Origin of the sequence: Prosthecobacter sp. SYSU 5D2 (genome assembly GCF_039655865.1) — a bacterium.
In the GTDB taxonomy this organism is placed as follows: domain Bacteria; phylum Verrucomicrobiota; class Verrucomicrobiia; order Verrucomicrobiales; family Verrucomicrobiaceae; genus Prosthecobacter.
Window position 1 is genome coordinate 179,138 of the sequence record NZ_JBBYXL010000004.1, and the last position, 14,609, is coordinate 193,746.

The 14,609-nt window shown below is 58.0% G+C and carries 12 protein-coding genes; 10 read left to right on the forward strand and 2 right to left on the reverse strand.

The genetic code is table 11. The annotated features are described in order from the left end of the window. Positions 1-42 precede the first annotated feature (42 nt). The 4 genes from WJU23_RS08170 (at position 43) to ybeY (ending at position 3,940) form a co-directional block, all read left to right on the forward strand. A complete protein-coding gene (locus WJU23_RS08170; RefSeq protein ID WP_346332060.1) occupies positions 43-498 on the forward strand; it encodes a hypothetical protein in 456 nt (151 codons plus the stop codon). A 245-nt stretch (positions 499-743) separates the two neighbouring features. Further along, positions 744-1,718: a PhoH family protein gene (locus tag WJU23_RS08175; RefSeq protein WP_346332061.1), complete on the forward strand. Its 975-nt coding sequence runs from the start codon at positions 744-746 to the stop codon at positions 1,716-1,718. Positions 1,719-1,812: 94 nt separating this feature from the next. After that, positions 1,813-3,504 (forward strand): HDIG domain-containing metalloprotein, encoded by a 1,692-nt coding sequence (locus WJU23_RS08180; protein ID WP_346332062.1) that lies wholly within the window; start codon positions 1,813-1,815, stop codon positions 3,502-3,504. Positions 3,505-3,508: 4 nt separating this feature from the next. Beyond that, a complete protein-coding gene (gene ybeY, locus WJU23_RS08185; protein WP_346332063.1) occupies positions 3,509-3,940 on the forward strand; it encodes an rRNA maturation RNase YbeY in 432 nt (143 codons plus the stop codon). Positions 3,941-3,996: 56 nt separating this feature from the next. Here the strand turns inward: ybeY and WJU23_RS08190 are convergent, their stop codons facing one another. Beyond that, positions 3,997-5,319: an ATP-dependent Clp protease proteolytic subunit gene (locus WJU23_RS08190; protein WP_346332064.1), complete on the reverse strand. Its 1,323-nt coding sequence runs from the start codon at positions 5,317-5,319 to the stop codon at positions 3,997-3,999. Between the two features lie 156 nt (positions 5,320-5,475). Then, complete coding sequence (locus WJU23_RS08195) at positions 5,476-6,240, reverse strand: alpha/beta hydrolase (protein ID WP_346332065.1); 765 nt, start codon at positions 6,238-6,240, stop codon at positions 5,476-5,478. Between the two features lie 337 nt (positions 6,241-6,577). Here WJU23_RS08195 and kdsB point away from each other — a divergent pair, with 337 nt between their 5' ends. The 6 genes from kdsB (at position 6,578) to WJU23_RS08225 (ending at position 14,495) form a co-directional block, all read left to right on the forward strand. After that, entirely contained in the window at positions 6,578-7,333 is a 756-nt protein-coding gene (kdsB, locus tag WJU23_RS08200) for a 3-deoxy-manno-octulosonate cytidylyltransferase (RefSeq protein ID WP_346332066.1), read from the forward strand. 30 nt (positions 7,334-7,363) lie between these two features. Further along, positions 7,364-8,983 carry a CTP synthase gene (locus WJU23_RS08205; RefSeq protein WP_346332290.1) on the forward strand — a complete coding sequence of 540 codons (1,620 nt, stop codon included), beginning with the start codon at positions 7,364-7,366 and terminating at the stop codon, positions 8,981-8,983. A gap of 36 nt (positions 8,984-9,019) precedes the next feature. Beyond that, a complete protein-coding gene (locus WJU23_RS08210) occupies positions 9,020-10,291 on the forward strand; it encodes a hypothetical protein (RefSeq protein ID WP_346332067.1) in 1,272 nt (423 codons plus the stop codon). Positions 10,292-10,457: 166 nt separating this feature from the next. Further along, positions 10,458-10,835, forward strand: a complete 378-nt coding sequence (locus WJU23_RS08215; protein ID WP_346332068.1) for a rhodanese-like domain-containing protein — start codon at positions 10,458-10,460, stop codon at positions 10,833-10,835. A gap of 81 nt (positions 10,836-10,916) precedes the next feature. Next, complete coding sequence (locus tag WJU23_RS08220) at positions 10,917-11,228, forward strand: hypothetical protein (protein WP_346332069.1); 312 nt, start codon at positions 10,917-10,919, stop codon at positions 11,226-11,228. Positions 11,229-11,372: 144 nt separating this feature from the next. Beyond that, positions 11,373-14,495, forward strand: coding sequence for a PVC-type heme-binding CxxCH protein (locus tag WJU23_RS08225; RefSeq protein WP_346332070.1), 3,123 nt, complete (start codon positions 11,373-11,375; stop codon positions 14,493-14,495). Positions 14,496-14,609: the final 114 nt, after the last annotated feature.

The window sequence follows — 14,609 nt, forward strand, 5'->3', positions numbered from 1 at the left end:
CGGCTTCACGCCTTCCCCCAACCCTCTTCCCTGGCCAAGCTCATGCTTTTTTCACCCTCACGTCTTTTTCACCGCGCCACCGCCCTGCTCACTGCCGCAGTCCTGCTTGCCAGCGCCCCCCTGAGCCATGCCACCATTGACGATGCCCACAGCTTCGCCATGGAAGCGGCTGTTCCCTTTGTGGAACAAGGCTTCATCGTCCGTGAAGACTACTGGAACGGCGAGGTCAAAAGCGGTCAGAAACTCATGGTCCGCCACCAGATGTTCAAAGGAAACGAGTATGCCTTCTGGCTGGGCTGCGCCCAGGAAGAAGTCACCTTTGAACTCCAGGTCCTGGATGAAAAAGGCAACGAAATCGAGCTCGATTTCAAAGCCAGCGGCATGTTCGCCACCGTCCGCGTGAACCCGCCCAAGACCGGCACCTACAGCGTCGTCTTTTCCTTAACTTCCAAGAAGGAAAAAGGTCTCTACTGGGCACTGGCCTACGGCTACCGTTGATCTCACGATTCACGGCTTAACCGCCCACGCGAATGCTTTCCATTGATTTCCGCTGCCCGCTACCGGAGCGCGGACGGCCCCGTCCGCAGCCAAGCAGATAAACGGAGTGCATATACATTTATCCGCAAGCCAGACTGCGGACGCCCTCGTTCGCAGCCAGGCGCACATCAAGATGCATCTGGCCTGAACCCTCGATGGCAAAATGACTTTCTGTCCCACCTTTCTTTCTACCTGCCTCTTTTTCCATGTCAGTCGAAACCCTCACCTATGAGTCGCCCCAGTTTCTTCAAAAACTGATCGGCCACGACCTTGCCGGCTTACGCATCATTGCCGATGCTCTCCATGTTCAAATCACCAGCCGCGATGGCTGGGTACGCCTTGAAGGGGAAGAGCCCGCCATCGCAGCCACCAAGGAAGTCTTCGCCCAGCTTGAGCGAGTGCGGCGCCAGGGTGGTGAGGTCACGCCCACCCTTCTCCGCCTCATCACTGAAAGCGTGCTGACTGAACATGGCGATGCCGACCCTGCAGATGCCATTATGAACCTGCGCCTGCAGGGCTCCTCCAAAAAGCCTCCGGTCCTCGTCAAGACCCGGGGCCAGATCGCTTATGTACAGGCCATGAGAGAGCATGAAGTCGTCTTTGGCATCGGCCCCGCAGGCACGGGCAAGACCTATCTTGCCATGGCTCAAGGCCTCCATTTCCTCAGAGAAAAAGCCGTCCAGCGCCTCGTCCTCACCCGCCCTGCTGTGGAGGCTGGGGAGGCCCTTGGCTTCCTCCCGGGCGACCTCAAGGAGAAAATCTTCCCTTACCTCCGCCCCCTCTACGATGCTCTCTATGACATGATGGACCCGGACGAGGCAGAACGCATGATCGAGCGCGGGGCCATCGAAATCGCCCCCCTCGCTTACATGCGCGGCCGCACCCTGAAAAATGCCTTCATCATTCTCGATGAAGCCCAGAACACCACTACCGAACAGATGCTCATGTTTCTCACCCGCTTGGGAGAAGGTGCCCGCTGCGTCATCACTGGTGACCCGTCCCAGGTGGACCTTCGCCGTCATGTCCGCTCCGGTCTTCGTGAGGCTGTTGAGGTCCTCCAGGGCGTCGAAGGCGTCAAGTTCGTCAGCTTCCTCTCCAAGGACATTGTGCGTCTGCCAGTCGTCCAAAGGATCATTGAGGCTTACGACAGACATCGGGAGGCCAAAAATGCTCAAAATTAAACTGTTCTTAAGAACACATTTTCTTGCAAAAGCTTGCTTGTCGCAGTCGTAGTATGTGTTAGGCTCCTTCTAATATTTCTCGAAAAATCTACTCATGTTCGATTCCATTCGCCGGGCAAAACTGCAAAGAGCTGGGCTCTCTTGTGGTAAAAAGCGCCTGAAGCATCAAGAAGGCGATTTGATGGATGAACTGCGGACCCACCCCGCAGCTACCGTGGCGGTTTATGGGACCTTTTTCATAGCACTTGGTCTTCTCATGAAGCTGGGTGCCTCAGTCATCCCTGGTACCGTCACTCCCCAGCCCATTGCCTATCTTTGCATGGCGGCCATCGCCTCAGCCATGGTCGTCCACCTGCGCGTCGCCTTGCGGGAGGAGGTGGAGGACAATGCCGAGCTCTCGCTCGTTCTTGGCACCCTGCTGCTGCAAATGGGGGCCAATGTCGCCATGCTGGATTACGGCAATCAGCAGAGCTGGTCCGGGGCTCTTCTCGTTGTGGCCATGCCACACGCCTTTGCTCCGTTGGTGCTGTCTGTCATTCTCGGGCGTAAAATGGGCCTGTTCGCCGCCATTTATTCCACTCTCCTGGGTTCCATGGTCTGCGTGGCGGTGAATCCCATCACCTTCCTTGCCAGTTCCTCCCTTATTGGGTTCCTGGTCGTGCTGTTCACCAAACGCGTGCGTCGGCGCAACCGCCTCTTCATGGCGGGTCTGTACATCGGTGGCGTCGCCGCTGTTTTTTCCCTTCTTCTCTATGAGGCCTCCGGCACCGGCTCCGCCAGCGTTTCCCTGGGCCGCATTCTCGCCGTCCCTTTCATCATGGGCATCGTCACCGGCCTCCTTGTCGGCGGGTTGCTGCCTGTGATTGAGTCGCTTTTCGGCGTCACCACTGAAGTCTCGTGGCTGGAACTTTCCGACCTGAATCACCCCTTGATGAAGCGCCTCAGCATTGAGGCTCCCGGCACCTACCATCATAGCCTCGTCGTCGCCAACCTCTCCGAGGCTGCCGCCGAATCCATCGGTGCCAATGCCGCCATGACCCGCGTCTGCGCGTATTTCCACGATATCGGCAAACTGACCAAGCCCGAGTATTTCATCGAGAACATGGATCCTGCGGACAATCCGCACGATGACCTCACCGCGCGCATGAGTGCTCTCATCCTCATCGCCCATGTCAAAGACGGCGTGGACCTGGCCATCAAGCACAAGCTCAATGTCAGCATCATTGACGTCATCGAGCAGCACCACGGCACCTCCCTCGCCTGGTATTTCTACAAGCGTGCCCTCGACCAGAAGGCCGAAATGATCCGCCTCGTCGAGCAGGGAAAATCCAAGGAGGACGACATTCCCCAGGTCAGCGAGGGTGTCTTCCGTTACCCTGGCCCCACGCCCCAGTTTAAGGAGGCAGCTATCATCTCCCTCGCGGATGCCGTCGAAAGCGCCTCGCGTGCCATGGAAAAACCCAATGCCTCCCGCATTGAAGCCCTGGTGGATGAACTCGTCTTTGATCGCATGAAAGATGGCCAGCTGGATGAGTGCGACCTCACCATTGCCGACCTCGCCAAGGTCAAAGCCAGCTTCGTCAAGACCCTGCTTAGCATGATGCACAGCCGCATCAAATACCAGAAGGCCTCTGAAACGGCCTCCACATCCGTCATCGCCAAGGACTCCACCCCCGCCGCCACTCCTGTTCATGACGGCATGACCCTGGCCATGGACAATCCTTATGCCACCGGCGCAGGCAGTGAGAAAAAGCGGCCCGCCCGCAAGCCCCCCTCTGCCGCTTAAAGTAATGGCCAAGCTGTTCCTTTATAACCGTCAGAAGACCCGCCGTCCCGACCTTCCCCTCCTGCGCCGCCTCGTCAAAGCTGCCCTGCCCCACTGTCTGGCCGCTGCCAAATCCCCTGACGCTCCGCTGCACGAACTGGAGGAGATCGAGTTTACCGTGGTTTCTGATGATGAAATCGAGGCCGTCCATGCCGAGTTTCTCGATGACCCGACCCCTACCGACGTCATCACCTTCCACCACGGGGAGATCCTTGTCAGTGCCGATACAGCCCTCCGCCAAGGGGCCGACCACGGCATGCCCTTTGATCACGAGCTCGCCCTGTATATGATTCACGGCCTCATGCACCTTGCCGGCTGGGATGACCACGAAGAAACGGAAGCCGCAGAAATGACCCGCCTCCAGGAAGCCATCCTGCAAAAAGTGCTGGCTATCTAAAGACGCTCCAAGGAGAGGGACTTGCCCAGTCCCTGCGTGCTTCCCCAGGTTTGCCCTTATTGCATCCGGTAATAACCGTCCGGATTGTACATCCAATAGGCATCCATCGGATTTAACCGGGGCAGAAGGCCCATTGGACGTCCGCGCTCATCTTTGCTCTCTACCACCCCGCTCTCCACCTCTCCTGCGGAGAGCATCCGTGAGGTGGATTCTGCCTTCGGCTCCAGATCCGGGTGTCTTAGCAGTGCCGTTTCTTCGATCTCCTCCACGATAGTGTCCACCCACCCCAGCTTCTGGGCATCATCGGCAAATTCATTCCAGTCCCCCGTGGAGGACTTCTTGTACATCGCCGCGATGAATTCATCCCGGCTCAACCCCATCTTCTGCGCCACCGGATCCGCCAGGCGTCTCCACCATTCCTCCAGTTCATTCACACTTTCCCGGTGCTGCGTCAAATTGCCCATCACACCGGCGGAGAGCTGATGGTGCATGATCACCGCATTCGGATACGCGAAGGACTTCTTGGAGACCGTCGTGATGCAGGCCGCCATGCTCGCCGCAAAGGACTTCACCACCGTATAAACCGGTGCCCGTGATCCATGCATCGCCTTGATGATCTTGTACCCCGCCATCACACTGCCGCCCGGGCAGTCATCAATCACAATGAAGATCGGTGCCTCCGCATCGCGATTGTTAAAATACGCGATCCGGTTCGCCATGCTGTCCGCTGTTTTGGAAGTGATCACCCCATTGAGCGCAATCGTCCGGTCAGAAAGGATCAGCTTCTTGCCCTGCAGCGGATTCTCCAAATAAGACGGGGCCTTCCCGCTCGCATACGTGCGCGCCTCGGATTCCTTCTCCTGCAGTTCCATCTGCAGCGCCAGCGCACTCGTCTTCCGGCGGATGGCATTCTCCTCCTTCCTCATCAGGAAGCCCTCCGTATCCACCTCGTTTTTGGCGATGGCATATTGCATCATCAGCACTTCATTCTTCCGTCGCAGTTCGGCCATTGTCTCATAGCTCGCCGCCTGCTCGGCAGCCGCCGCCACGTCGGTCTTCATGCGCATCTCTTCAATCTGCATCTTGCTCTCCGCCAGCGCCCGTTTGCGTGCAGCCAACTGCTCATCCAGCTTCGCCTGTTCCAGCGCCATCCGCGCCTCGATCTGCTCCCTCTCCACCACCAGCTTCGCCGTCTCCTCTTTCATGCTTACCAGCGGATCACAGCGTGGACTGGCTGGCGCTTTACCAGTCACCGAGATTTCGATTTTCTGTCCTTCCGACAGAACTTTGGTCTTTTCAGAAGCTGGCTTTTGAGGTGTTTCCCCGGCCACCAGACCGGACAGCAAAACCGATGAAGAGAGAAGGATGATCCGGTACATAATTTTATAATGCAACGGCCTCCATCAAAGGCAGGAACCATGCCAAGTCACCCACCACCATTTTCAGTCTAACAAAAAGCATTCAAGCAAATTGCAATACTGCCCCATCCAAAAAACAAAATTTTTCTACCCTGAATCTTTTTACCCTGTCCTGCCTCACTCCCCCTTCCCCGCCACCAAAAACCGCTCCATCTCTGCGAACAAAAACTCCGGTTCATCCATCTGGATAAAATGCCTCGCCTTGGACGCAAAAGTCACCTCATGCTCCGGGATGCTCGCTACTTGCACGCGGTAGTGCTCCTCCATCTGTTTGCGCTGTTCGGGCGTCGTTGCCATTGCCGTCGCCCCCAGCAACAACACCCGCGACCGGATCTTGCCCACCAGTGGCCGCAGGTCCGTGGTCATCAGTTCATACAGCGCCTGCCCCACCGCCTTGGGGTCTGATTTCACACTCGATTCCGCGATCTCTTCAAAGTCCTTTTCATCTGTCACCATCGGCCGCAAAAACAACCGCAGCCCAAAAGCCGCCTGGGCCGGTGTCTGCGACTTCCGCATGGATCGCATCCCATCCGCCAGCCCCTTTACCGATTCCGGCGTCGCTTTCGGGTCCGCCAAACCGGGGAAATAAGGCACCCCGTCCACCGCAATGATCGGCCCCAGCTTGTCTGGAAAAGCCGCCCCCAGCCAGAAGGACATAAAAGCCCCCAGGCTGTGCCCAACAATCACCGGCCTCTCCAGTCTCTTGTTCTGTATATACTGCCCCAGCCCGTCGCGAATCCTCTCCAGCATCGGACCCTGGATCGCCGGCTGCCCGGCAAACCCCGCCAGCGTCACCACATGGCACTCATAGCGGTCTTGAAAATGCGCCACCGTCCCGTCCCAAACATGCCCTCCGCAGCTTAGCCCCGGAATCAGGATCATCGCCGGTCCCTGCCCTGTCACTTTCACCGAAAACAGTTCCGCCTCCCCGGTCTCCTCGGCTCTTGCTTCAACCGCACAAATCCCTAACAAAAGGGCCAAACCCCACCCCATAGACATTTTCAAAGCGATATCCATGACTGAAGACTCAGCCAGGAAGCCAGTAAGAAAACAAACTTTTTTTCGCCATTTCACTACGCTTGCTCTCACCTCCACCTCTCCAGGGCCCAGCCCCCCTTCACCACCCAAATCATCAATCACAAATCATAAGTCATAAATCCTTTCTCTTGCACCCCCGACCGCTCCGCGCCATCTCAATTGAACCGCCCTGTCACCCACCTTGCCTGATCCAGAGAACCAACGCACTCTTGTAGCCATACCTGCCCGCTGGGGATCCACCCGATTCCCAGGCAAGCCGCTCCACCTCATCGCCGGGAAGCCCCTGGTGCAGCACGTCTGGGAGCGCTGCCAGGACTGCCGCCAGGTGGATGACATCATCATCGCCACCGATGACGAGCGCATCGCCGAAGCCGCCGCCGCTTTTGGCGCCCGCGCCGTACTCACCTCGCCCGACCACCCCAGCGGCACTGACCGCATTGCCGAGGCCGCCCGTTCGTTTCCAGACCACCGCACCATCATCAATGTCCAGGGGGACGAACCCCTCATTTCCCCTGCACTCATTGATGAACTGGCCGTCGTCCTTCGCCGTGAGCCCCAAGTGCGCATGATCACCGCCGCCGCACCCATTCATGACGAGACCCAGGTCACCGATCCGAACGTCGTCAAAGTCGTCTTTGATGTGAAAGGCGACTCCCTTTACTTTTCCCGCTCCCCCCTGCCCTTCGTGCGCAACCCCAGCCCCGGCGTGCGCCATTACCGGCATTTGGGGATTTATGGCTTTCAGCGCAGTTTTCTCTTTCAATTCGTCGCCTGGCCTCCATCTCGTCTGGAGCAGACCGAATCGCTTGAGCAACTTCGCGCCGTCGAAAACGGCGTCCCGCTCCGCATCGTCCTCACCGACGACCTCTCCCCCGGCGTTGACACGCCTGAACAGGCTGCCGCCATCGAAAAACAACTTCTTTCCCCCTCCCTCTGACCCATGCCTACCTCCCAGCAGCACCAGCCCATGAAATACATCTTCGTCACCGGCGGAGTCGTCAGTTCACTTGGCAAAGGGCTGGCCGCATCCGCCCTCGGCACCCTGCTCGAACTCCGTGGCCTCAAGGTCATCATGCAGAAGTTCGACCCCTATCTGAACATTGACCCCGGCACGATGAACCCCTACGAGCACGGGGAAGTTTACGTCCTGGATGACGGTGCTGAAACCGACCTCGACCTCGGCCATTACGAGCGCTTCACCCATACCAACCTCTCCCGACTGAACAACCTGACCAGCGGCCAGGTGTACCAGAGCGTGCTGAACAAGGAGCGCGCGGGCAAATACCAGGGACGCACCGTCCAGGTCATCCCGCACGTGACCAACGAAATCAAGGACCGCATCAAGGAAGTGGCCACCAAGATGACGGCCGATGTCATCATTACCGAAATCGGCGGCACCGTCGGTGACATTGAGGGCCTGCCTTTCCTGGAAGCCATCCGCCAGTTTGGTCACGAGACCGGCCAGGGCAATGTCCTGTTCATCCACGCCACCCTGGTCCCTTACATCAAGGCCGCCCAGGAGCTGAAGACCAAGCCCACCCAGCAATCCATCGCCAAGCTGCGGGAAATCGGTATCGCCCCGCACATCATCCTCTGCCGGACTGAGCATCCTCTGGATCAGGACGTGCGCGAAAAAATCTCCCTCTTCGGCAACGTCCCCATTGAGGACGTCATCGAGGTCCGCGACGTCAAGCATAGCATTTATGAAGTCCCCCTGAAGCTCCACGAAGAGCGCCTGGACGACGTCGTCTGCAAGCAGCTCAACCTCACCACCCACCAGCCTGACCTGGGCAAATGGCGCCATTTTGTCCAGCGCGTCATTCACCCCACCCACCACGTCCGCATCGGCGTCGTCGGCAAATACATTGAGCTTCAGGATGCCTACAAAAGCATCTACGAAGCCCTTACTCACGCCGGTGCCGCCAATGACTGCAAAGTGGACATCGTCCGCGTGGATGCAGAGGCCATCGAAAAAGGCGGCCCCGACATCTACCTCAGCGGCCTCCAGGGCATCCTCATCCCCGGCGGTTTTGGCGACCGTGGCACCGAAGGCAAGATCCTCGCCACGGGTTATGCCCGCCGCTGCGGCATCCCCTTCTTTGGCATCTGTCTCGGCATGCAGATTGCCGTCATCGAATTTGCTCGCAATGTCTGCGAGCTGAAAGACGCCAACAGTACCGAGTTTGACAAAGCCACCCCCGCCCCCGTCATCAGCATGATGGAGGAGCAGAAAAAAGTGAAACAGCTCGGCGGCACCATGCGCCTGGGCAACTGGGTCACCCAGCTCACCCCTGGCTCCAAGGTCCACGACCTTTACAAGGAAACCGTCATCAACGAGCGCCACCGCCATCGTTACGAGGTCAATGACGAGTACAAGGAGCAGCTCGAATCCCACGGCATGGTCATCAGCGGCATCTCCCAGAAGGGCGAGCTGGCTGAAACCATCGAGCTGCCAGACCATCCTTTCTTCGTCGCCTGCCAGTTCCACCCGGAATTCAGCAGCAAGCCCAACGACCCGCATCCGATTTTCAACGGCTTTGTCGCCGCCGCCCTCCACCACCACAGCGTGCCGGAGCCGCTCTGCTAAAGCATCCCTCGGGTTAAAATTTCGCTACATCCAGCCATGCACCGTCGTATTTGCCACATGACGGTTCGCTTGGCCTGCCTGCCTTTTCTCTTCCTGTATGTCTCCGCCTCTGCGCTTGAGACCCGGGTGGCATTCAAGGAGGCTCCGCATAAATATCTCGAATACAAACCGGACGACCGTTTCGCCCGTCTGCAAAAGCAAATCGAAAAGAGTGAGGTCAAGCTGGATACCACGGATGACAAAGCCTTCCTCGCCAGCCTGTTGAAGGCCCTGGACATCCCCGAGTCATCCCAGCTCCTCGTCTTCTCCGCCAGCTCCCTGCAGAGCGAGATCATCAACCCGCGAAACCCCCGCGCCCTCTATTTCAATGAGGACACCTACATCGGCTATGTCCCTGGCGGCAAGGTGGAGATCATCGCCATGGACCCGGAAATGGGGGCCATGTTTTACATCTTCGAGCGTCTGCGCCCCGGCGGAGGGGTGCCGCCCATGATGAGGTCGGACAAATGTTTCAACTGCCATGCCGGCAATGCCACCCGCCGCGTGCCGGGCCTCATTGCCGAATCTCTCCTGCCCATGCTCAGCGGAGCCAGCCTGGAAACCTACCGCCGTGATGAACAGGGCCATCAAATTCCCCTGGAGAAGCGCTTCGGCGGCTGGCATCTGACCGGAAAGCATCACCTCAAGGAGAACCTGGCCAATGTCATGGGCAGCACCAGCGCCTCACGCGGATTCCAAAAGACTCCCGTGGAGCCTGGCAAGATGTCCGACCTGGGCCTGCACCTGCGTCCCACCAGCGACATCCTCCCCCACCTCGTCCACGAGCACCAGATCGGCTTTGAAAACCGCGTTTTCCATGCCGCCTACGTCATGCGCCAGCTCCTGGCCGATGGCCGTGGCAGCCTGCCCATGTCCGCCAAACCGGAGCTTGAGGAACTGGCCGAAGAGCTCGCCCGTTACATCCTCTTTGTGGACGAGGCCAAACTTCCCCGCGAAGGCATCGAAGGCGATCCCGACTTCATCCGTGACTTTCAGCGTAACAAAAAGCCCGTCACTGCCGGCCCCTCCCTGAAGGATTTCGACCTGAAGACCCGCATTTTCAAATACCGCTGCAGCTACATGCTCTACACCGACTCCTGGCAAAAACTGCCCGCGATGCTCCGCGAGCGGGTTTATTTCAAAATGGCGGAGGGCCTTCGCGAACAGAACGCCAACCCGGCCTACGCCCACCTGCCATCCGAGGAAAAAAGGGCCATCCGCGTGATCCTGAAGGAAACCCTGCCCGGCCTGCCGTCTTGGTGGCGGTAAGGTGACGATTCTGTGCACGATTCAACGTTTCCGTTCGTAATGATGACCAACCAACGCTGCCGGGAATAAAATCCCCGGTCATGCGTCTGATCCCTGTCCCGCACCACAGTCCTTCACGGAAAAGGTGCGAAACACCAAACCGACAAACCAAACCAACGAACATCCTATGAAGAAACTGCTCGCTATCGCTCTCTCCCTCTTCGCCGCCTCCGCCATGGCTGCCGAGTATCCTGATATCAGCATTGCCGACCTCAAAACGGCCATCGCTGAAAAGAAAGTTGTCGTCATTGACGTCAATGGTTCTGATTCCTATGAAGCCGGCCGAGTGCCGACCGCCATTGACTTCGCCTCCAAAGGTGGTGAGCTTGAAAAGGTTCTCCCTGCTGACAAGGACACCCTCGTCGTCGCTTATTGCGGCGGCCCAAGCTGCAGCGCTTACAAAAAGGCTGCCAACAAGGCCAAGGAACTGGGCTACACCAATGTGAAGCACCTTTCCGCCGGCATCTCCGGTTGGAAGAAGGCTGGTGAAACCCTCGAGAAGTAATTCTCTGATCTGACTGACGCCGGGATGCTGGACAAATCCACATCCCGGCGTTTTTATACCTCCTGCCCGCAATCCCATTTTATGAAAAAACTCTTCCTCGCCCTCACTCTCCTCATTTCCGCCGCCCTGCATGCCGCTGATGACAAGAAAACGGTCACCTATGAAGGCGAGATCACCGGTGTGGTCTGCGCCTCCTGCAAAGCCCACATCACCGCCGCCCTCACCCAGAAGCTGACGGATGTCGTTAGTGTGGATGTGAAACCTGGTGAAACACCGGAAAGCCAGAAACTCATTCTCGTGTCTCACAATGGGGACATCACCAAGGAATCCGCCACTGAGGCTCTCGGCACCTACGCCAAGAACTACCAGATCCTCAGTCTGGCCAAGAAGTAAGCCTCCGTTCCCAGCATTTTTCGAAAGGGCCGTCCTCTGACGGCCCTTTTTGTTAGGCCGTCCATGCGGTGAAAAAATTTGTCCGGTTTTCACCCCAAATGCGGGAGGTAACAAGCAACCCGCGTTTAGTCACTTCTGCCAGCCATGATCCGCTTCATCCTGACCTCCCTATGCCTTCTGTCCATTGCCCAGGCCCAGTTGCCACTGGAGCTGAAACCCGGCACCCGGGTGGCCCTGGTGGGCAATTCCCTGTTCGACCGGATGCGGGACTACGGCACTTTCGAGGCCCTGCTGCACCAGAAGTTCCCGGAGCACCGGCTCATCGTCCGAAATCTGGCCTGGAGCGCCGATGAAGTAGCCCTGCGTCCTCGCCCGGACGGATTCGGTGACCTGAACCAGCACCTCACCGAGCATCAGGCAGATGTGATCTTTGCGGCCTTTGGGTTCAACGAATCCTTCAAGGGCCAGGAAGGACTGGCGGAATTTGAGACCCTGCTGAAAGCCTTCCTCATCGAGCTGAAGAGCCATCGCTACAATGGCAAGTCGGCCCCGCAGATTGTGCTTGTCTCCCCCACTCCAGCGGAGAAACCGCATGAAGATCTAAATGCTCAGATCCAGCCTTATAGCGAGGCCATGAAGAAGGTGGCACAAGCTGAAGGCGTTGGCTTTGCGGAGGTATTCTCCACGATGAATGAGCGGATGGATGCTCCGGCCTATACCATCAACGGCGTTCACTTGAACGAGCAGGGATACCGCCTCTTTGCCGAGGAGCTATACCGGGCCACCTTTGATGAAACGGCCCCCACGCTGAATGAAGCTGTGCGCGCTGCGGTGGTGGAGAAGGAGACAAAGTTCTTCCAGTATTATCGGCCGCTTAACTACTACTACATCAAAGGCGGCCGTGCGGAGCCGTATGGGGTGGTGAACTTTCCGGGGGAGCTGGAGAAGCTGAAGCAGATGGTGGCCATCCGTGACGGCGTCATTTGGGACATCGCCGCAGGCAAGACTCCGGTTCAAACGGATGCTCCAGAGACGGCGATTGCCGCGCTTATAGACGACTCCAAGACCACTCCCCTGCCCTCCATCACGGGGGACCGGCCGGTGAATGAATGGATGAGTGCGGAGGACGAGCTGAAGTCGTTTCAGATTGATCCGCGCTTTGAGGTGTCTTGTTTTGCCAGTGAGGAAGACTTCCCGGAGTTTGTGAAACCTATCGCAATGCGATTTGATGCCAAAGGCCGCCTGTGGGTGAGCACGAGCACCACGTATCCGCAGATCCTTCCCGGCCATGTGCCTGAGGACAAGATCCTGATTTTGGAAGACACCAACAACGACGGCAAGGCGGACAAGTGCAGCGTGTGGGCCGACAAGCTGCACATCCCGCTGAGCTTTGAGCTGGGCCATGGCGGCGTGTATGTCTCCGACCAGCCGCACCTGACCTTCCTCAAGGATACCGATGGCGACGGCAAGGCGGATCACCGGGAGAAGCTGCTGACCGGCTTCGGCACGGAGGACAGCCACCATGCGCTCCATGACTTTGTGTGGAGCCCGGAGGGTGACCTCATCTTCCGTGAGAGCATCTTTCATCACAGCCAGGTGGAGACGCCTTATGGGCCGGTGCGGGCGCGTGAGAGCAGCTTCTTCCGATATACTCCGGAGACCGGCAGGCTGCTGGCCTTTGGCAGTTATCTGAGCACGAATCCCTGGGGCATCACCTTTGATGACTGGGGTTTCCATGTCGGCAGCCACCCGGTATTCGCCAGCGCGGTGCATGCGCTGAATGCCCCGTATCCGGACATCCATGTGCCAGCGGGCGGTTTTATCCCGGCGTATAGCGGCACCTGCGGCCAGGAGTTCCTGAGCAGCAGCCACTGGCCCGCCGACTTGCGCAAAAAGCATTTTATGCGCGTGCGGTATAAACCCACCAACGAGGTGGAACTGCACGAATGGGTGGAGCACGACAGCCACTTTGAAGAGAAGAAGGTCGGTATTGTCTTCCAGTCCACCAACCTCAGCTTTATCCCTGTGGACATCCAGCAAGGACCGGATGGTGCCATGTATGTGGCCGACTGGTATAACCCCGTCAAAGGCCACATGCAGTATTCCCTGCGCGATACCCGTCGCGATAAAAAGAGCGGCCGCATCTGGCGCATCACCGCCAAGAACCAGCCTCTGGAAGAGGCCCCAAAGATCGCCGGGGCAGCCATTCCTGAACTGCTGGATCTGCTAAAGAGCGAGAACTACCGGACACGGTATCGGGCGAAGGTGGAGTTGAGGGAAAGGTTCGCCGCAGGAATCGACGGAAATGATGACTCAATAGGCGAGTGGATGCGTCGTGAATTTGATGGTGAACTCAAGCCAGAATGGCATCGGCTGGCTCTTGAGACACTTTGGTTGTTCCAAAGCTTCACAAGAATTGAACAGGGGCAAACGTTGGGACAGAAGCTCGAGATGGGTGAGTTGCTCCAAGACGTGTTTGCCGAAATTCTTCTTGAGAAGGGCGCTCCGGCAGTTCGAGCCGCCGCCGCCCGAAGTCTGAGATGGGAGTTTGATAACTTTCCCGTCGCAGAGTATCTTCAGAATGCATCTAACGACAAATCCGGCATCGTCCGCCTGGAAGCGGCCATCTCGGCCAGTTACATCGGCACCCCGGAGGCTCTGGAGGCGGCGCTGGATTTGCTGAAGCATCCGATGGACGAATATTTGACCTATGCGCTGCGGACGGCTTTGGACAGTCACACGCTGCAACCGTTGTGGAAAGGCAATGCGGAGTTTATGGCGAAGCATCCAGAGCTGGAATCCTTTTTGAAGGAGTCTGAGCCAAAGAAACCCAACTGGCTGTCCAAGAAAAAGAAGGCGGAGAAGCCGGATCCTTTTGATGACCAGGCGGGGCTGCAAACGGTGATGATCAAGACGATCCCGGAGCGGCTGCTGTTTGATGTGCGTGAGTTCACCGTGAAACCAGGCGCACCGGTGAAGCTGGTTTTTGACAATCCGGACGTGACACCTCACAACCTGCTCATCGTGCAGCCTGGCGCGGCGGATGAAGTGGGCATGGCGGGCAATGAGATGGCGAAGCTGCCGGACGGCATGGCCAAGGGGTTCCTGCCGGACAGCCCGAAGATCCTGCATCATACCAAGATGCTGATGCAGGGGGAGCGGGAAGTCTTGCGGTTCAAGGCCCCGGATGCACCGGGGCGGTATCCGTATATCTGCACCTTCCCCGGTCACTGGCTGGTGATGAAGGGGGAGATGATCGTACAGTAGTCATCACTCTCCGAGTGATGCGGGGTTGTTGCGGACGAGGGCGTCCGCACTCCGTGGTCTGCTCTTGGACGGTGACAAAACGACTTTTTGGAGGCGGAGGCGGGGGTTTTGTTT